Genomic DNA, 18147 nt, shown 5'->3' on the forward strand with positions numbered 1-18147 from the left:
AGGCGCGGAGGCAACGACGTCGGAACCGATCAGTCCTCAATAGCGGACGTCGCTCGCCAGCAGGGGCGGGTACACGTCGGATTCTTCGCCGTCCACGGTGGAGCCCGCGAACTGGAGCATCGCGCGCATCGCGCCGTTCAACGGCGCGGGGTAGTCCAGGTCCGGTTCGGACACCTTCGCCAACGAACGCAGGTGTTCCGCGTCGAGCGTGACGTCCAGGCCCGCCAGGTTGTCCTCCAGGTGCGCCGGCCGCCTCGCCCCGATGATCGGGACGACGACCCCGGGCCGCGACCGCAGCCACGCCAGCGCGACGGCCGCCGGGCCGGTCCCGATCTCGTCCGCGACCGCCCGCACGGCGTCGATCACCGCGTACTGCGCCTCGGTCGGCCCGCCGACGTACGCCGCCCGCGCCGAGTCGACCGCTTCGCCGCGCCGGTACTTCCCGGACAGGAAGCCGTTCTTCAACGGGCTCCACGGCACCAGCGCCATGCCCTGGTCCCGCGCCAGCGGTGCGAGTTCGCCCTCCGCGGTGCGGGCCAGCAGGGAGTACTCGACCTGGAGCGCGATCAACGGCGTCCAACCGCGCAGGAGCGCGGTGGTCTGGGCCTGGGCGGTCACCCACGCGGGCGTGTTGGAGAAGCCGAGGTAGCGGATCTTGCCCGCGCGCACCAGGTCGTCCAGCGTCCGCATGGTCTCCTCCACCGGGGTGTTGCGGTCCCAGTTGTGCAGCCAGTACACGTCCAGGTGGTCCGTGCGCAGGCGTCGCAGGCTGTCGTGGAGCTGGTGCACGATCGACCCACGTCCCGCGCCGCCGCCGTTCGGGTCGCCGGGGTGCATGTTGGCGAAGAACTTCGACGCCAGCACCAGCCGGTCGCGGCGGCCGGGGCGGGCCGCGAGGTAGTCGCCGAGGATCTTCTCGGAGTGCCCGTTGGTGTAGAAGTTGGCCGTGTCGACGAAGTTCCCGCCTCGGTCGAGGTAGGCGTCCAGGATCCGCTCCGACTCCGCCACGCTGCACCCGGCGGCTCCGGGGTCTTCGCCGAAGGTCATCGCGCCCAGTGCGAACGGGCTGACGCGCAGGCCGGAGCGGCCGAGGGTGACGTAGTGGTCCAGTGGCATGGCGTGCTCCTCGTGGAGGTCGATCGGGGGACTTCTCCATCCCATCGCGGGCACGCTCGCCGGGGTAGTTCGATCCGCGCGGGTTCTTGCACGATCCTGCCGACTCCGCCCGGGACGGGCTTGCTCGCGGCCGTCCGGGGTGCTTGCGTGGGCGGGTGCGCACCACCGCCGCCCTGCTGGCCGAGATCCGCGACCGGATCGCCGTCCACGCGCGCCCCGACCTGCGGACGCCCGTCGACGGCCTGCTGCTGTCCCGGGTCGACGCCGCCGCGCCGGACTACTCGCTCACCGAGCCGCTGCTGGTGGTGATGGCGCAGGGCGGCAAGAGCCTGCTGCTCGGCGAGCAGGTGCACGAGTACCGCGCCGGGCAGTACCTCGTCGTCACGGCCGACCTGCCGGTCACCGGGCACTACCTGGCCACGCCGTCGCTCGCGGTCGGCCTGGTGCTGCGCCCGGCGGCCATCGCGGCGCTCCTGCCGCAGGCCCCGGCGCCGCGCACGCGCGTGAGGACCGGTCCGCCCGCGATGGCGACCGGGGAGGCGGACGTCGACCTGCTCGACGCCGTGGCCCGCCTGCTGCGCCTGCTCTCCAGCCCGATGGACGCGCCGGTGCTCGCGCCGCTGGTGCGGAAGGAGATCCTGTGGCGCGTGCTGACCGGCCCGGACGGCGGCGTGCTGCGGCAGATCGGTCTGGCCGACAGCGGCCTGGCGCACGTCAACCGCACGATCACCTGGATCCGCGACAACTACGCCGAACCGATGCGCGTCGCCGACCTGGCGCGGCTGGCCGGGATGAGCCCTTCGGCGTTCCACCGGCACTTCCGCGCGATCACCGCCATGAGCCCGTTGCAGTTCCAGAAGCGCATCAGGTTGCAGGAGGCGCGTTCGCTGCTCACCGCGCGTCCCGGCGACGTCGCCGGGGTCGGCCACCTCGTCGGCTACGACAGCCCGTCCCAGTTCAACCGCGAGTACCGCCGGCTGTTCGGCGCACCGCCCGGCCAGGACGCGGCCCGGCTGCGCGCCGACGCCGTGCCGCACCTTCCCTGAGCGCGGCGGCTGTCCCGACGGTCGCGTCTGCGGGGTGGTGTGGGCGCTGCCCCGATGGGGTGCCGGCGAGATTCTTGTTGTCCCCGAGAGGTTTCCGGGGTTTGACGTGGTGGGGCAGGCGGGGGACTCGCCGGACGACTCCGCGCGGGCATCCGGGAACAGGTCGGAGCTGCGGCGGGCCATGGACGACGTCGTGGCGGCCGGCGGGGCCGGGGTGGTGGTGCGGGTGCACGACCGGCGCGGGGACCGGGCCGGGAGCGCCGGGGTCGCGGAACTCGGGCGGGGCGGCAAGCCTTCTCCCGACTGGAGGTTCCGGGCGGGCGGCACCACCCCGGACTGCGCGGTGCTCGGCCACACCGGGGGAACTCAGAGCGTGACGTCGTACATGTTCAGCACACCCGATCGCACCAAGCGCGTCGAATTCTCGATCACGCACGGTGTTTTGGACGGTGGGGATCCCGCTTCCCGCGAGAAGTTCGACGCGGCGCACCGGAATCGCGTCCGTCGCGTTGTGCGGTCGGGCCGGTTGACGACCGCCGACTCATCACCGCGGCAGGCGTAACCCGTTGTGGGCCTTGACAGTCGGCTCGTTGATCGGCGGTCCGCACGCATTGTTCGGCTGTCCGGAGCAACTCGGCTGCCCGCACGGGCGGAATTCCCGTTCCGGTGGATCATCTTCGGGAATGCGAGTGTGCGGTTGCGCCCGAATCCCTAGAGTTGACCACGGTTCGCGCGAACCTCTCGTAGTCCAGTACCTGCATGAGGGGACCCAGGCATGGGAGAGTTCGGCGCGCCCTGGAGACGTTTGGCCGGTGTGGGAGTCGCCACGGCCGCGATCGTGGGGCTGAGCGTGGTACCGGCTTCGGCTCAGGGGGGCACAATCTCGGGCGCGGACAGCGTGGACGCTGTCGCGGGCAACTACATCGTGGTGCTCAAGGACCGCGCGGGGATCGAGGCTGCCTCGACCCGTGACGGCGTGCGGGTGACCCACCAGTTCCAGCACGTGGTCGACGGCTTCGCGGCGGCCATGTCCGAGGACGTGGCGCGGGCGCTGGCGGCGGACCCGTCGGTCGCGGCGGTGGTGCAGGACCAGAAGGTGCGCAAGACGGACGTGCAGGTGAACCCGCCGTCGTGGGGGATCGACCGGCTCGACCAGCGCAGCCTGCCGCTGGAGCACCAGTACGCCTACCAGGGCAACGGTGAGGGCACCCACGTCTACGTGGTCGACACCGGCATCAAGACCTCGCACAGCGAGTTCGGCGGCCGGGCGTCGTTCGACTTCAACGCGGTCGACACGAACAACACCGACTGCGAGGGCCACGGCACGCACGTCGCCGGCACCGTGGGCGGCGCGACGGTCGGTGTCGCCAAGGCGGCCCGGCTGCACGGCGTGAAGGTGCTGGACTGCGCGGGCAGCGGCACGGTCGGCGGCGTCATCGCCGGTCTGGACTGGGTGGTGGCCAACAAGGTCGCGCCGGCGGTGGCGAACCTGAGCCTGGGCGGCCTGCCCAACCCGACCCTCGACGCGGCGATCAACCGGACGATCGCGGCCGGTGTCACGGTCGTCGTGGCGGCGGGCAACTCCAGCACCGACGCGTGCAACCAGTCGCCGGCCCGCGTGCCGGACGCCATCACGGTGGCGGCGTCGGACGTGAACGACGCGCAGGCTTCGTTCTCGAACTACGGTTCGTGCGTCGACCTGTACGCGCCGGGCGTCGACATCAACTCGGCGGCGATCAGCGGCGACACGGACTTCGTCGAGGGCAGCGGCACGTCCATGGCGTCGCCGCACGTCGCCGGTGCCGCCGCGATCTTCCTGCGCGGCAACCCGACGGCCACGCCGGCCGCCGTGCGCACGGCGATCGTGAACGCCGGCACCAAGGACAAGATCACCAACCCGACCGCGGGCACCGCGAACGTCCTGCTGCACTCGGGTGTCCTGCCGACCCTCGGGGCGCGCCAGGACCGGGTCAACCCCGGTGAGGAGCTGGTCCGCGGCCAGTCCCGCACGTCGTTCAACGGCGAGTACCTGCTGGTGCTCCAGAACGACGGCAACCTGGTGCTCTACAACCGCGCCGGCGCGGCGCAGTGGTCCAGCAAGACCTGGAACACCGACGCGAGCCGGCTGTACTTCCAGTACGACGGCAACGTGGTGCTCTACTCCAACACCGGTGTGGCGCGCTGGTCCACCAGGACGCCGAACTCGATCGGCGTGAACTTCGTGGTGCAGAACGACGGCAACGTCGTGCTGTACGGCCCGGCCAACCAGGTGCTCTGGCACCGCAAGGCCGCCTGATCGGGTAGCTCCAACCCGCACGCCATCGTGCCGGGGTCGCCACGGCGACCCCGGCACGACTGCGTTCCCGCCCCGGTGATGTCAAAGATGCTTGACATGGTGTCGCTCCTGCTTGACACTGGCCGTGTCAAAGATGCTTTACATCGAGGGGGGACGTTGTCCTACGAGGAGAAGGGGACGTGGGTCTACCTGGTGGTGAGCCTGGTGACCTACGCCGGCTACCTGGTCCGGCTGGCCGGCCTGTCGACCGGCCGCGACCTGGCCGACACGCCTTACGCGGGGGCGCTGCTGTGGGCGATCGGCATCTCGGTCGCGCTGGCCGTGGTCGGCCGGGTGGTGCTGGAGATCGTCAAGCCGAGCGAGCGGCACCGCGGCGACGTGCGGGACCGGGAGATCGACCGGCGCGGCGAGTACTTCGGCGGCCTGCTGGTGGCCGTCGGCATGGTGCTGCCGTTCGGGCTGGCCCTGGCCGAGGCGCGGCACTTCTGGATCGCCAACGCCATGTACACCGTGTTCACCCTCGGCGCGGTGGTCGGCTCGCTGGTGAAGCTGCACGCCTACCGGCGGGGGTTCTGAACGCCTTGGGCAAGCCCACGAAGGTCACCAACACCATCCGCGCCCTGCGGTTCGCGCACGGCGAGATGACGCAGGCCGAGCTGGCCGCGCGGGTCGACGTGACCCGCCAGACGATCAACGCGATCGAGCAGGGCAAGTACTCGCCGACGCTGGAGATGGCGTTCCAGATCGCCCGGGTGTTCGGCGTCCCGCTGGTCGAGGTCTTCCAGTACCCGGAGGAGGAAGCGTGAAGGCGGTCGTGCAGGAGCGGTACGGGGTTCCGGCGGAAGTGCTGCGGCTCAAGGACATCGCGGTGCCCGAGGTCGGGGCGGGCGAGGTGCTGGTGCGGGTCGGCGCGTCGCCGGTGTCCGGTACGGACTGGCACCTGGTGCTCGGGTTGCCTTACGCCGCGCGGTTCGTGACCGGGCTGCGAAGACCGGCCAACCTGGTGTTCGGGCTGGAGTTCGCGGGCACGGTCGCCCGGGTCGGGGCCGGCGTGGCGGACTTCCGGGTCGACGACGAGGTGTTCGGCTGGCACGGCGGCGCGTTCGCCGAGTACGTCTCGGTGCCCGCCGGGCAGATGACCCACAAGCCGCGCAACATCTCCGTGACGCAGGCGGCGGCCGTGCCGATCGCGTCGTTCACCGCGCTGCAGGCCGTGCGGGACCTGGGGAAGGTGCGGGCGGGGCAGCGGGTGCTGATCTCCGGGGCGTCCGGGTGCGTCGGCACCTACGCCGTGCAGATCGCCAAGGCGCTCGGCGCGCACGTCACCGGGATCTGCGGCGCGGACAAGGCGGACCTGGTGCGGTCGCTGGGCGCGGACCGGGTCGTGGACTACCGGGCGCAGGGGCTGCGGGACATCAGCCGGCGGTTCGACGTGCTGGTCGACATCTACGGCAACCCGACGATGGGCGAGTGCGCCTCGGTGCTCGAACCCGGCGGCACGCTGGTGTTCGTCGGCGGCACGGGCGGGCGGCTGTTCATGGGCACCGACCGCTGGCTGCGCGGGATGCTCCTCGCGCCGTGGCGCGGGTTCAAGGTCCGGGCACTGGTGCACAAGGACCGCCGCGACGACCTGGTGACCATGCGCGAGTTCATCGAATCGGGCGCGGTCACGCCGGTCGTCGACCGGGTCTACGGGATGGACCGGGTCGCCGAGGCCATCGAGGACGTCCGCAGCGGACGGGTGCGCGGCCAGGCCGTGGTGGCCGTCCGGCCCACGACCTGACGTCACGACCCGGCCCGGACGAACCCGGCCCGGACGACCCGGCCCGACGAGCTAGCCCGCGATCCGGCGCAGTTCGGCCAGCACCCCGTCGGTGAACGGGGGCCACGCCGCCACCGCCCACTCGCCGAACCGGCGGTCGGTCAGCGCCACGCAGGCCGCGCCCGCGTCCGGGTCGAACCACGCGAACGTGCCGCTCTGGCCGAAGTGGCCGGCCGTCCGGGGCGAACTCGCCGCGCCGGTCCAGTGCGGCGACTTGGCCGCCCTGATCTCGAAACCGAGCCCCCAGTCGTTCTCGCGCTGCGAGCCGTAGCCGGGCAGCACGCCGCGCAGACCGGGGAACGCCACGGTGGTCGCCTCCGCCACCAGCGCCGCCGACACCAGCTTCGGGTTCTGCACCTCGGCCGCGAAGCGGGCCAGGTCGGCGACGGTGGAGGTGGCGCCCGCCGCCGGCGAGCCGTCCAGGGTGGACGACGCCATGCCCAGCGGCGCGAACACGGCCTCGGCCAGGTAGTCGGCGAACGGGATCCCGCTCGCCGCGACCACCGCGTCGGCCAGCACCTCGAAGCCGGTGTTGGAGTAGATCCGCTTGGTGCCCGGCGCGGCCTGCACGTCCGCCGAGTCGAACGCCAGCCCGGACGTGTGCGCGATCAGGTGCCGCAGCGTCGACCCCTCGGGGCCCGCGGGCCGCTCCCACTCGACCGCGCCCTCCTCCACCGCGACCAGCACCGCGTAGGAGGTGAGCAGCTTGGTCACCGACGCCAGCGGGAACCGGTGCTCCACCGGACCGGACGTGCCCAGCACGCGGCCCTGTGCGTCGACCACGGCCGCGGCCGCGTGCTCCACCGGCCACTCGGACACCACGCGCAAGCTATCCATGGCGCAGACTCTGCCACGTGTCCCCACGTGAGCTGGTCGTGCTCGGCACCGCGAGCCAGGTACCCACCCGCACCCGCAACCACAACGGCTACCTGCTGCGCTGGGACGACGAGGGCTTCCTGTTCGACCCCGGCGACGGCGCGCAGCGCCAGCTCCTGCTGGCCGGCGTCCCCGCGCGGGACATCACCCGGATCTGCCTGACCCACTTCCACGGCGACCACTGCCTGGGCGTGCCCGGGATCGTGCAGCGGCTGTCGCTGGACCGCGCGGAACACCCCGTGCACGCGCACTACCCGGCGTCCGGGGCGCACTTCTTCGAGCGGCTGCGGCACGCCAGCTCGTTCTACGACGTGCTCGACCTGCGGGAGCTGCCGGTCACCGGGCCGGGTCCGATCGCGACCGGCCCGTTCGGCGTGCTGGAGGCCCGCCGGCTGGACCACTCGTTGGAGACCTACGGCTACCGCCTGGTCGAGCCGGACGGCCGGCGGATCCTGCCCGAGCGGCTGGCGGCACTGGGCATCCGCGGCCGCGAGGTCCGCGACCTCACCCCCGAGCGGCTCGAACAGGTCAGCGCGCCCCGGCCGGGGCAGCGGTTCGCGTTCGTCATGGACACCCGGCTGTGCGACGGCGTGTTCGAGCTGGCGGACGGGGCGGACCTGCTGGTCATCGAGTCGACCTACCTCCACGTCGACGAGCGGCTGGCCGCCGACCACGGCCACCTCACGGCGGCGCAGGCCGCGCGGGTGGCGGCCGAGTGCGGCGTGCGCAAGCTGGTGCTGACGCACTTCTCCCAGCGCTACACCGACCCGGCGCTGTTCCACGCGGAGGCGTCGGAGGTGTTCGACGGCGAGGTCGTGGTCGCCGCCGATCTGGACCGCGTGCCGGTGCCCAGGCGGCGGGTCGACAACGGCTGAGCCGGGCCCCGGCGCTCCACACCGACCGGACCGATGTGGACCGACACCTCGGGCAGCAGCCACAGCGCGCCGAGCACGATCGAGATCGCCAGGGCGAGCGCGGCCAGCAGGCGCAGCAGCGGGGCCCAACCGGTGCTCAGGCGGTGCAGCAGGGCGGGCCACGTGCGCGGGTCGCGCGGGTCTCGCTGGGCGGTCATCGGCGTGCTCCTCGGGCTGTTCGGACGGTCCCGAGTCGAGTCAAAACGCGGGTCGGGGGCGCTGTAAAGCGCGACAAAGGCAATCTGCGGGCAAATTGCGGCACCCGGTGATTGCCGAGGAATTGCCGTCCGCAGTATTGCGGAAACTCTTCGGAAAGAACTACCCGGCCGGCCGAACCGGATGATCAAACGGGCCGTGATCCGCTACGATTCAAGTCCGATCAGGTCTTTCTCGTGCGCATCCGGGAGACGTCGGTGTCGATGCCCAACGCCATGCAGTTGCACAAGGGGCCAGGTGTGCGCCGGTCCGACCTGCGGGACCTGCGGGACACCGCGCTGGCGGGTCCGCTCGACCTCGACCGCGCCGACGACGACGTCACGGTGCTGGCCAAGGTGCTGTGGCGGCTCGAACACGCGATCACCGAGATCACCCGCGACCCGCGCAACCAGGAGGTGCTGCGCTACGGCTACCACCTCCCGCGCGACCCGGAACTGCTCGGCCGCAACCTGGAGGGGCGATTGGAGCTGCTGGCCGCGCGGCGCGGCAGGGGCTGGGCCGCGAACACCACCAACAAATTGATCAACCGGCTCGCCGGGCGGGTCGTCGCGCACTGCCGCGACACGTTCGCGCGGCCCGCCGAGGCGGACCTCGGGGAAATCGTGCGAGCCGAACTCGACTACCGGCGCGGCCAGGTCCGGTCGACCACGGTCGAAGCCCCGGTCGATTTCTTCGCGCGGATGATCGAGGCGTTCAACACCGCCGACCCCCGGCTGCTGGAGCCCTACCTGGCCGGGCAGCGGCTCTACTTCGACACCGAGGACGACCGGCTGGTCACCGTGCGGACGCCGCAACTCGGCGAGTACCTGTGCGCGTTCCTCCGGCCCGACGGCCCGGTCGAGTACCGGCGCGCGGCCGGCCTGCCGCCGGGGCACGTCCGGTCGGCCACCGGCCGGCAGGTGCTGTGCGCGCTGGCCCGGCACCCCGGCGTGGGCCTGGTGGTGGACCCGGTCGGCCTGCAGGCGTGCTTCCACTGGACACCCGAGGACGTCGTCCGGCTGAGCGCGGAGGTGTGAGGTGGCCGGGTTCCGGGTCGACCCGGCCGAACTGGACGTGCTCGCCGGGAAGCTCGACGACGTCGCGGACACCGCGCGCGACCACGTGGCGTGGAAGTTCGACGTCGACACCGCGCGGCTGCCCGCCGACGACCCGCTGCGCACGGCCGTCGAGGTCTACCAGCGCAGCCTGCGCGGCGCGCTGGACCGGCTGTGCCGGGAGACCGGGCTGACCGCGACCGGGCTGCGCGACAGCACCGCCACCTACCTGGCCGTGGACCGGGACGTCGCCGGCCTGCTCCCCGGTGGGGGTGAGCGGAGTGGCCAACCCTGACCCCGGGCCCGCCGGCGCCGACCCGCTCGGCGCCGCGCCGGGCAACGCCGGGTGGGTGCGCGCGTTCGCCGAGTCGACGGCGGCGCAGCGCGAACCGCTCGCCGACGGCGCGCACCGGCTGCCGGGCCTGCGCCCGGTGTACTGGCAGGGCGAGGCGTCCGAGGGGTTCGCGGGCGCGCTGCACCGGCTGACCGGCGAGTGGCGGACCGCGCTGGCCGTGCACGAGGGGGTGGCCGACCGGGTCGAGGGCTACAGCGTCTTCGTCCACCAGCTGCCGCACCTGTGGGAGGCGGACGGAGACGACCCGGCCGAGCTGCGCCGGCTGGCCGAGCTGCAGCGCAACGCCGTGGCCGAGCTGGCCCGGGAGCTGGTGCGGCGCGCGGCCCAACTCGACGCCGTGGCCGTCGCGCCCCGGCCCGCCCCGGTCCCGCAGCCGCGCCCCGAGCCGGCACCCGTCGCGCCCGCCGACCCGGACCCCGCCGACCCGGACCCCGCCGACCCGGACCCCGCCGACCCGGACCCCGGCGAGGCCGAGCCGGCCCGGGTCGACCCCGCCCACGCCGATCCCGCCCACGCCGACCCCGCCCACGCCGATCCCGGCCCGCCGGAGGTGATCCGGTTCGAGCCGGCCCAGGTCGATCCGCCGACCGCCCTGGCGGACCGCCTGCGGCGCACGGAGGTGCTGCTCGGTCAGCTCCGCTCGGGCGAGCGGGTGCACCGGATCCCTCTGGAGCACCTCGCGGCCGGCTGACCGCGCGGGGCCGGCCGCGCGGGCCGGGTCACGGGAGCGCGTCACGCCGTCCGGTGTGGACCCTCCGCCGCCCACTGCGAGCGGATCAGCGAGTCCAGGTCCGATTCGACCGGCCGCCAGCCCAGTGCCCGCAGCTTGCCGGTGTCGGCGCGCATCTCCCTGGTCTCGCCGGGGTGCGCGGGCCTGCGGTCCACGGCGACCGCGCGGCCGGTCACCCGGTGCACCGCCGCGAGCACGTCCGCGACGGAAGCCGGGGTCGCGCCCACGTTGTACGCCTCGTGCCCCGGCGCGCAGGTCTCCAGCGCCAGCACGAACGCCCGCGCCGCGTCCGCGACGTGCACGAAGTCCCGAACCGCCGACCCGTCCCCGTAGACCTGCATCGGCGGCAACCGGCCGGCGGCCACCCCGCACGCCCTGGTCACCACGCGGGTGTCGTCGCGGTCGCCGCCGCCCGCGAGGTTGAACAGCCGCAGCGTCACGGCGGAGAGCCCGCCGGCTCGGGCGGTCCACGTAAGGGCGTCCTCGGCGGCGGCTTTGGTGGCCGCGTAAGGGTTGGTCGGCACGCGCGGGTGCTCCTCGGTGAGCACGTGCCCACGCGGTGTGCCGTAAACGCCCGCCGTGGACGCCAGTACGAACCTCGGTGTTCCCGATTTCAACAATCGGAGAGTGCCGCCGACGTTCACGTCGTAGTAGGCGAGGGGATCGTTGAACGATTCCCGCACTCGGGCCAGTGCCGCCAAGTGGATCACACCATCCGAAGAGGGGATGTCCGCCGTGCGGATGTCCCCGTCGAACGGCACGACCTCGTGACCGGCGTTGATGAGTTGTTCACCAATGCTTCGCCCCAGGTAGCCGCGGCTCCCGGTGACCAGAACGCGCATGGCGGCCATCCCAGCACGAGGCCACCCGGACGGGTGTCGGCGGTCCGGTGGAAATTGACCCTAAAGGTGTTGTCATGCCCGGCCGATACAACCCAAGTGAGTTACCCGCATCCAGCCATGCACACAAGCATCGAGGGCGTACTCGCGGACTACGCCGTCCAGGAGGCCAAGCGCCAACGCTTCCTGGAGACCGCCGCGGCCATCGTCGCGGCCGCGCCCCCGTCGTTGGACGACACGCTGTTCGGCCTCACCCTCCCGTCGCTCAAGGCGAACTCCCGCCGCGCCTTCCTGAACGGGGTTGACCAGGTACTTCGCGACGCCGCTCGATGATCTCGCGCGGCCGTGCCCGCCGCCATCGGCAAGTTTCATCCGGTCGTTGCCAGACCGTGCTAGGCCATCCCACTCGCCTGCCTCTACAGTTCGTGGCACCCGGCGCTCGCCGGCTGTCTCGTCTGCTTCTCATAAAGCGAGTTCTCGGCGATGGATCATGTCCTTTCCGCGCTCCAAGAGCGCCTCGGCACCCTGTTCGGCGACCGGCTGGTCGTGCTCGCGGGCGGTACTCGGCTGAGTACCCGCGCCGGTGAGCTGCACCAGCTCGGTGCTCGCCATACGCTCGTGCTGTCGACGGACGATCACGCGCCGCTGCACGACTCCGACGTGGCGCGTTGGGTGTCGCTGGGCATCGCGGGCGGCTTCGTCGCGGTCGAGCAGAACCGGCTCACCCGGCTGCTCACCTCGCCCAACCGCCGGGTCCGGGAAGTCCTCGCGGACTTCGACCCGACCGGCGACGCGCTGGTGATCAGCACGCCTTACGTGCACACCCCGGAATTCGCGGGCCGGCCGGTGCTCAACGCCCGCCGCCCCGAATGGGTGGAACTGGAGAACAAGACCACGATCGACGCGCTGTGGGACGAGCTGTCCGCCCCGCGCGCCCCCGCCGTGGTGCTGGACCTGGACTTCGAGGGCCTCTGGCAGGCGACCCTCGAACTCGACCGGGGCGCGGGCGTGGTGTGGTCCGGCGACGGGCCCGCCATCAACGGCGGCGCGAACTTCGTGCGCCGGGTCCGCGACCGGCAGGAGGCGCTGGACGCGTTCGAGGTGCTCGGGCCCAAGTGCGACTTCGTCCGGGTGATGCCGTTCCTGGAGGGCATCCCGGTGAGCGTGCACGGGATCGTGTTCCCGGACGGCACCGCCGTGCTGCGGCCGATCGAGATGGTCGTCCCGCGCCGCGCCGGCCAGGCCCGGTTCCTCTACGCGGGCTGCGCGTCCTACTACGACCCGCCGGCCCGGATCCGCGAGGAGATGCGCAACCTGGCCCGCCGGGTCGGCGAGCGGCTGCGCGAGACCGTCGACTACCGGGGCACCTTCACCCTGGACGGCATCGCCACCGCCGACGGCTTCCTGCCCACCGAGATCAACACCCGCTACGGCGGGGCCATGACCTGCTTCGAGGACGCCCTCCCGCAGCTCCCGCTGGCCCTGGTGCAGGTGGCCCTGGTCGCCGGGCACGACCTGGGCGTGTCGTCCATCGAGTTCGAGGAGCTGCTGGTCAACGCGGCCGACGAGTTCCGGCAGGGCACGGTCGGCGCGAACGTCCGCGCGGTCAACCCGACCGAGACCGTGGAACGGCCCATCGTGTTCACCGAGTGGTCGTGCCGGTTCGCCCACCCCGAGGAGATCCCGCACGGCGCGCTGCGGCTGCGGCCCTCGCCGCTGGGCGCGCGGCTGGAACTGGACTTCGTCGCCGACCAGCTGCCCCCGGGCCGCCCGGTGGTGGCGCTGACCGTGGCCGCGTTCGCCCTGGCCGACCAGGAGTGGCAGACCGCGATGGGCCCGCTGGAGCCCGCCGTGCCGGTCGAGGACGAGGTCGCGGCGGCCCCCGTGGTCGAGCTGGACGCGGTCACCGCCTAGGGCCGCGCCCGCCGGACTCCGCCGGGCTAGCCGTAGGCGGCCTGGAAGGCGTAGCGGTAGCCCATCAGCTGTGCGGTGACCACCGCCGGCTGGTGGGCCGGGTAGACCCCGTTCTCGTAGTCGTGCAACAGGTCCGGGTCGCCCTGGGCGATCGCGTGCGCCCACACGTCGTCGGTGCCCTCGTCCAGCAGCAGGTGCAGCGCCACGCACGCGGCCTCCACCAGCACCTGCGGGTGGGTGCCCGCGAACGCGATGCCCTGCGCGACGTCCACGACGTGCTTCGGGGCCACCTCGGGCACCGCGATCGCCAGCGCCATCGAACACGCCACCTCCGCGCCGCCCAGCGCGTCGAACACCTTCGGCGCGCCCTTGGCCACGGCGTACCGCGTGTGGGTGATCCAGTCCGGCGCGACGCGGGGGAGTTCGCGGCGCAGCGGGTTCCAGCGCCGGCGGGTGCGCTTGCCGTCGGCGGTGAAACCCGCGCTCGCCAACGCCATCGCGGCCAGCAGGAAGATCACCCGATCGCGGGACGCCCCGGGGACCTTGTAGTTCGCGCCCAGCTCCACCAGGAACGGCACCGCGTGCACGCTCGCCTCGGACACCGTGTCGTCGTCCAGCAGCCGTCTCTCCAGCGCGCCGCACGCCTCCAGGTCGCCCTCCGCCGTGCGGCGCAGGAGGTCGTCCACACCCTCCCCGCGGGCGAGTTCGGCCCACGGGGTCTTGGCCAAGCCGCGCAACGGGTCCGGCCGTTGCCAGGCTGGTGGCAGCTCCATGTGCGGGAAGCTAACGGATCCGTCCCGCTGAACGGCGTAACGGCGCGGGTACGGATCGTTCCGGCGAGGTCGTACGATCATCGGCGTGCGCGGACCCTCCTACAAGGTTGTCGACCTGTTCTCCGGCGCGGGCGGCATGAGCTTGGGGTTCCAAGCGCACCGCGACTTCACCGTCGTGGGCGCGGCGGACGCGCAGATCGGCAAGCCGTCCTCGCGGCTGGGGTCGTTGCGGTGCAACGGGACCTACCGGGACAACATCGGCGTCGACCCGTTGCAGGTCGACCTGGGCCGGCTGGACCCGGCCGTGCTGCGCGAGGTGTGGGGGCTGCGGCGGGGCGAGCTGGACGTGCTGGTGGCGTGCCCGCCGTGCTCGGGCTTCACCCGGATCACCGCCGCCAACCACCTGCGCGACGACCCGCGCAACTCGCTGGTCGGGCGGGTCGCGGCGTACGTGGCCGAGCTGCGGCCCCGGGTCATGCTGCTGGAGAACGCCCGCGAGCTGGTGAAGGGCAAGCAGCGCCACCACCTCGACGGGCTGGCCGACCAGCTGCTCGAACTCGGGTACGAGGTGGACGCCTCCTCGCACATGCTGTCCCGGTTCGGGCTGCCCCAGCTGCGCGAGCGGGCCATGGTGGTCGCGGTGGACCGCGGCGTGCCGCTGCGGACCATGGACGACCTGTGGGCGGGCTGGGAGGTGCGCCCGGCGGCCGTGACGGTGCGGCGGGCGATCGGCAAGCTGCCGTTCGTGGCGGCGGGCGACGCCGACCCCGAGGACCCGATGCACGTGTCGCCGTCGTTCCGGCGCGGCCGGTCGCTGGACCGGATGAAGGCCATCCCGGCGGACGGCGGGTCGTGGGGCGACCTGGTCGGGTCGCCGGCCGAGCAGCTGCTGAACCCGGCCCAGCACAAGATCATCGAGGACGGGAAGTGGGGTTCGCACCCCGACGTCTACGGGCGGATGTGGTGGGACGAGCCGGCGCGGACCATCAAGCGGGAGTGCGGGCACGTCGGCAACGGTCGCTACGCGCACCCGGAGCAGGACCGGCTGTGCACGGTCCGGGAGATGGCGCTGCTGCAGGGCTTCCCCCGCAAGTTCCGGTTCGACGTGTCGATCATCGGCAACGCGTACCGGCATCTGGGTGACGCCGTTCCCCCGTTGGTGTCCTTCCAGCTCGCGGCCCTGTGCAAGTGGATCCTCGCTGGTCAGCCGCCCACGGCCAAGGACCTGTGCCTTCCGGGGACGTCGCTGCGCGTGGGTGACGTCCGCCCGGTGGCGGCGGCGGAACTCGTCGCGTAGATCACTTTTCCGCAACGGTGTTGCGTCGGTTCGGCTCGCCAGTTGCGACGTGGCCTGGGTCATACGTGCCCTGACCTGCGGTGATCTATTTCACGTCCACCCGGTGCGGGCCGTTCGACGGCAGTCGAAACGGCTGTTCGGAGCCCCGTCCGCACTGCTCCGACCGGGTCTTCGATCATCCACAGTGGACGGACGCGGTCCATTTTGGCTGATCGGGACCTGTGCTACGGACAGTGTCCCCCGTCCCCGTTCGGGGGTAACTCGATCGGATAGTGTTCCGGCCATTCCTGACCATCCGGTGTCGGCGCGCCCCTGTACCTGTGCAGCCCGCCGGATCCGGCCAGGACCGCCGCCTTGAACGACACCACGGGCTTCCAGCGAGCCTCAAGGAGACACATGGCACCCCGGTTGACCCTGAAGCGCATGGGGGCTGCGGTCCTCGGCGCCTCGCTCCTGTTCCTGTCCGCCCTGCCGGCCGCGGCCGACGCCGTGAAGGTGACGCCGTTCCCCGGTGCCGACCAGAGCGGCATGGGCGTGAACCTTCTGAACAAGAAGGGCGAGCCGGTCCGCAAGGACGGCGTGCACACCGAGCTGATCGGCCTCAAGATCATCGAGAACGGCAAGGAGCAGACCGCCACGGCGTACTGCGTCGAGCTGCCGACCCCGCTGATGGACGGGACGCCGCTGGAGGAGGTGCCGTGGAACGAGCACCCGAACCCGGACACCAAGTTCAAGGAGAACGCGGCCAAGGTCAACTGGATCCTGCACAACAGCTACCCGACGCTGTCGCTCGCCGAGGCCAAGACCCGCTACGGGATCGACGACCTCAAGGAGAGCACGCTGATCGCGGCGACCCAGTCCGCGATCTGGCACTTCACCGACGAGGTCACGCTGGACGAGTCGAACGCGTCCAACGAGCCCGCCGGCATCGACGAGGACGTCCTCGCGATCTACAAGAAGCTCATCGGCCCGGACAACGTCGGCATCGGCGAGGAGCCGGCCCCGACCCTGTCCATCGACCCGAAGGAGCTTGAGGGCAAGGCCGGCACGCTGATCGGCCCGTTCACCGTCAAGACGACGGCGGACAAGGTCATCATCGAGGCGAGCGTCCCCAACGGCGTCACCTTCACCGACAAGGACGGCACCCCGCTCGACGTCGTCAAGAAGGGCGACGTCCAGGCGAACGCCGAGACCAAGACCGGCGACATCTTCGTCAAGGTCGACGAGGGCGTCGAGCCCGGCTCGGTGGAGTTCACCGTGCACGCCACCGCGCAGCTGCACCACGGCCGCCTGTTCGTGGCCAGCGACCGGAACAAGAAGACCCAGTCGCTGGTGATCGCCAAGCCGACCGACGTGGACGCCAAGGACAAGGCGAAGGTCAAGTGGTCGGAGACCCCCGCCACGACGACCACCGCGCCGACCACGACCACGACCACGGTCGCCCCGACCACGACCGTCGCGCCCACCACGACGACCGCCCCGGCCGGCCCCGGCACCAACGACGACGACCTGGCCTCGACCGGTGCGTCCATCTTCGTGCCGCTGCTGATCGGCATCGGCCTGCTCGGTGCCGGTGCTGCCGCACTGATCATCGTGCGCCGCAAGAAGACCGCGTAAGACCGACCTGCCTGCGGCAGCTCGGCTCGGGAACGCCCCCTCCGGCATCGCCGGAGGGGGCGTTCCGCGTTGTGCGGCGTGTCGCCGCGGCCCAGCCCGTTGCGTGGAGGTCCAGGACGACGAACCCGTCCGGGCGTGCGGTCACGTGCGCGACCGGATCGGGACGTCCGGCACCGGTCGGCGTGGCCGTGACCGGAGGCGGAAACGTGCTGGTCGGGACCACGCGCCGAGTGGCGGACGGGGCGGCGGCTGGGCTATCGCCGCACTCCGGAGGTAGCGTTTGCCGCTGGGGACGCGAGGTCGATTCGGGTAGCCTGCGTCAGGAGTGCGAGGGAGCACGATGAACTTCGACGAGATCAAGAACAAGGCGCTCGAACTGGCCGAGGAAAACCACGAGAAGGTGGACCAGGGCATCGACGCCGCGGCCGACTTCATCGCCGGCAAGTTCGGCCACGAAGACCAGGTCAAGAGCGTGGCCGAGAAGGCCAAGGACATCCTTCCGGGTGGAGAGTGAATTCGTTCAACACGGCTGAGCGGGTGGCCCCTCCGGGGGAGGCCCGCTCTCCTTCCGCGCAGATCGTGACCTGGCAGGGCTACGACGTGGCCCGACTGGAGCAGGTCCGGTTCCTGCTGTCCGAACGCAGGCTGCGGGCATCCGGCCGACTGGTGTCGGCCGGACCGGACGAGCAGTTCAGCGGGTCGTTCGAGGTCTCGGTCGGCGAGACCGGCGCGGTGACCCGGCTGCTGCTGCGCACGGCGACGGTGTCCGAGGAGCGCCAGATCTCGGTGTCCCGGTCGTCGGAGGGCGTGTGGCTGGTCGACTCGGGGCAGGGCGCGGAACGCGCGGACTTCGACGGCGCGGTGGACGTGGACGTGCAGTTCGCGGTCCTGTTCAACGCGATCCCGATCCGCAGGCTGGGATTGCAGAACGAGCCGGGCGAGCAGGAGCTGCCGGTCGTGTACGTGACGCTGCCGGACCTGTCGGTGCGCCTGGTGCGCCAGAAGTACCGGACGGTGTCGGTGGGCGAGGACCGTTCCGTGGTGTCGTTCGAGAGCGGCGACTTCCAGCAGGACATCACAGTCGACAAGACCGGCCTGGTCCTCGACTACCCGCGAATCGCCCACCGCATCTGACCCCGACGGCCCCTGACGGGCCCCTTCACCCGCACGCCCGGCGAGCACACATCGCACAACCGGGTGGTCAAAACATGAATGGGTACGGAAACACTGTTCCCGATACTCGGTGAAGTATGAGGTCACCCCGAACCACCCAGCCACCGCACCCACCCCCGCCACGCCCCA

21 protein-coding genes are annotated in these 18147 nt (G+C 71.9%); 16 read left to right on the forward strand and 5 right to left on the reverse strand.

The features are described 5' to 3' along the window. Window positions 1-36: 36 nt before the first annotated feature. On the reverse strand, window positions 37-1116 hold the full coding sequence (locus AC0HI0_RS35825; RefSeq protein ID WP_480927905.1) for an aldo/keto reductase: 1080 nt from the start codon (window positions 1114-1116) through the stop codon (window positions 37-39). A gap of 173 nt (window positions 1117-1289) precedes the next feature. Between AC0HI0_RS35825 and AC0HI0_RS35830 the strand changes: the two genes are divergently transcribed. The 6 genes from AC0HI0_RS35830 (at window position 1290) to AC0HI0_RS35855 (ending at window position 6241) form a co-directional block, all read left to right on the forward strand. Further along, window positions 1290-2162 carry an AraC family transcriptional regulator gene (locus tag AC0HI0_RS35830; protein WP_480934462.1) on the forward strand — a complete coding sequence of 291 codons (873 nt, stop codon included), beginning with the start codon at window positions 1290-1292 and terminating at the stop codon, window positions 2160-2162. A gap of 109 nt (window positions 2163-2271) precedes the next feature. Beyond that, on the forward strand, window positions 2272-2724 hold the full coding sequence (locus AC0HI0_RS35835) for a hypothetical protein (RefSeq protein ID WP_480927906.1): 453 nt from the start codon (window positions 2272-2274) through the stop codon (window positions 2722-2724). A 336-nt stretch (window positions 2725-3060) separates the two neighbouring features. Further along, complete coding sequence (locus tag AC0HI0_RS35840) at window positions 3061-4458, forward strand: S8 family serine peptidase (protein ID WP_480927907.1); 1398 nt, start codon at window positions 3061-3063, stop codon at window positions 4456-4458. 156 nt (window positions 4459-4614) lie between these two features. Then, window positions 4615-5034 carry a hypothetical protein gene (locus tag AC0HI0_RS35845; protein WP_480927908.1) on the forward strand — a complete coding sequence of 140 codons (420 nt, stop codon included), beginning with the start codon at window positions 4615-4617 and terminating at the stop codon, window positions 5032-5034. Window positions 5035-5039: 5 nt separating this feature from the next. Beyond that, window positions 5040-5264, forward strand: a complete 225-nt coding sequence (locus AC0HI0_RS35850) for a helix-turn-helix transcriptional regulator (protein ID WP_480927909.1) — start codon at window positions 5040-5042, stop codon at window positions 5262-5264. Continuing rightward, a complete protein-coding gene (locus AC0HI0_RS35855) occupies window positions 5261-6241 on the forward strand; it encodes an NAD(P)-dependent alcohol dehydrogenase (RefSeq protein ID WP_480927910.1) in 981 nt (326 codons plus the stop codon). Before AC0HI0_RS35850 ends, AC0HI0_RS35855 begins: the two co-directional genes overlap by 4 nt. Window positions 6242-6292: 51 nt before the next feature. Here the strand turns inward: AC0HI0_RS35855 and AC0HI0_RS35860 are convergent, their stop codons facing one another. Continuing rightward, complete coding sequence (locus tag AC0HI0_RS35860) at window positions 6293-7117, reverse strand: serine hydrolase domain-containing protein (RefSeq protein ID WP_480927911.1); 825 nt, start codon at window positions 7115-7117, stop codon at window positions 6293-6295. 17 nt (window positions 7118-7134) lie between these two features. Between AC0HI0_RS35860 and AC0HI0_RS35865 the strand changes: the two genes are divergently transcribed. Then, the gene (locus AC0HI0_RS35865; RefSeq protein ID WP_480927912.1) at window positions 7135-8031 is read left to right on the forward strand and encodes a ribonuclease Z; all 897 of its coding nucleotides are present in this window, start codon (window positions 7135-7137) and stop codon (window positions 8029-8031) included. Here the strand turns inward: AC0HI0_RS35865 and AC0HI0_RS35870 are convergent. Then, the gene (locus tag AC0HI0_RS35870; protein WP_480927913.1) at window positions 7914-8228 is read right to left on the reverse strand and encodes a hypothetical protein; all 315 of its coding nucleotides are present in this window, start codon (window positions 8226-8228) and stop codon (window positions 7914-7916) included. The genes AC0HI0_RS35865 and AC0HI0_RS35870 overlap by 118 nt on opposite strands. 234 nt (window positions 8229-8462) lie before the next feature. Between AC0HI0_RS35870 and AC0HI0_RS35875 the strand changes: the two genes are divergently transcribed. The 3 genes from AC0HI0_RS35875 to AC0HI0_RS35885 are packed head-to-tail and all read left to right on the forward strand — an operon-like array spanning window position 8463 to window position 10366. After that, window positions 8463-9302, forward strand: coding sequence for a hypothetical protein (locus AC0HI0_RS35875; RefSeq protein ID WP_480927914.1), 840 nt, complete (start codon window positions 8463-8465; stop codon window positions 9300-9302). Between the two features lies 1 nt (window position 9303). Beyond that, window positions 9304-9615 (forward strand): hypothetical protein, encoded by a 312-nt coding sequence (locus AC0HI0_RS35880; RefSeq protein ID WP_480927915.1) that lies wholly within the window; start codon window positions 9304-9306, stop codon window positions 9613-9615. Then, window positions 9602-10366, forward strand: a complete 765-nt coding sequence (locus tag AC0HI0_RS35885) for a hypothetical protein (protein WP_480927916.1) — start codon at window positions 9602-9604, stop codon at window positions 10364-10366. Before AC0HI0_RS35880 ends, AC0HI0_RS35885 begins: the two co-directional genes overlap by 14 nt. Window positions 10367-10407: 41 nt before the next feature. Here the strand turns inward: AC0HI0_RS35885 and AC0HI0_RS35890 are convergent, their stop codons facing one another. Then, a complete protein-coding gene (locus AC0HI0_RS35890; protein WP_480927917.1) occupies window positions 10408-11247 on the reverse strand; it encodes an NAD-dependent epimerase/dehydratase family protein in 840 nt (279 codons plus the stop codon). Window positions 11248-11364: 117 nt separating this feature from the next. On the opposite strand from AC0HI0_RS35890, the gene AC0HI0_RS35895 reads away from it, so the two are divergent. After that, window positions 11365-11577, forward strand: coding sequence for a hypothetical protein (locus AC0HI0_RS35895; RefSeq protein WP_480927918.1), 213 nt, complete (start codon window positions 11365-11367; stop codon window positions 11575-11577). Between the two features lie 150 nt (window positions 11578-11727). Next, window positions 11728-13158: a hypothetical protein gene (locus AC0HI0_RS35900; RefSeq protein WP_480927919.1), complete on the forward strand. Its 1431-nt coding sequence runs from the start codon at window positions 11728-11730 to the stop codon at window positions 13156-13158. Window positions 13159-13184: 26 nt separating this feature from the next. Here AC0HI0_RS35900 and AC0HI0_RS35905 read toward each other — a convergent pair whose 3' ends face one another. Continuing rightward, window positions 13185-13931, reverse strand: coding sequence for a hypothetical protein (locus tag AC0HI0_RS35905; RefSeq protein ID WP_480927920.1), 747 nt, complete (start codon window positions 13929-13931; stop codon window positions 13185-13187). A gap of 85 nt (window positions 13932-14016) precedes the next feature. Here AC0HI0_RS35905 and AC0HI0_RS35910 point away from each other — a divergent pair, with 85 nt between their 5' ends. The 4 genes from AC0HI0_RS35910 to AC0HI0_RS35925 all read left to right on the forward strand — a co-directional run bounded on the left by AC0HI0_RS35910 (window position 14017) and on the right by AC0HI0_RS35925 (window position 17979). Further along, a complete protein-coding gene (locus AC0HI0_RS35910) occupies window positions 14017-15228 on the forward strand; it encodes a DNA cytosine methyltransferase (RefSeq protein ID WP_480927921.1) in 1212 nt (403 codons plus the stop codon). 423 nt (window positions 15229-15651) lie between these two features. Continuing rightward, a complete protein-coding gene (locus AC0HI0_RS35915) occupies window positions 15652-16845 on the forward strand; it encodes a thioester domain-containing protein (RefSeq protein WP_480927922.1) in 1194 nt (397 codons plus the stop codon). Window positions 16846-17185: 340 nt separating this feature from the next. Continuing rightward, window positions 17186-17359 (forward strand): antitoxin, encoded by a 174-nt coding sequence (locus AC0HI0_RS35920; protein WP_480927923.1) that lies wholly within the window; start codon window positions 17186-17188, stop codon window positions 17357-17359. 23 nt (window positions 17360-17382) lie between these two features. Further along, complete coding sequence (locus AC0HI0_RS35925) at window positions 17383-17979, forward strand: putative glycolipid-binding domain-containing protein (protein ID WP_480927924.1); 597 nt, start codon at window positions 17383-17385, stop codon at window positions 17977-17979. The last annotated feature ends 168 nt before the right edge of the window (window positions 17980-18147 follow it).

This window comes from Saccharothrix sp. NBAS 001 (genome assembly GCF_056640475.1).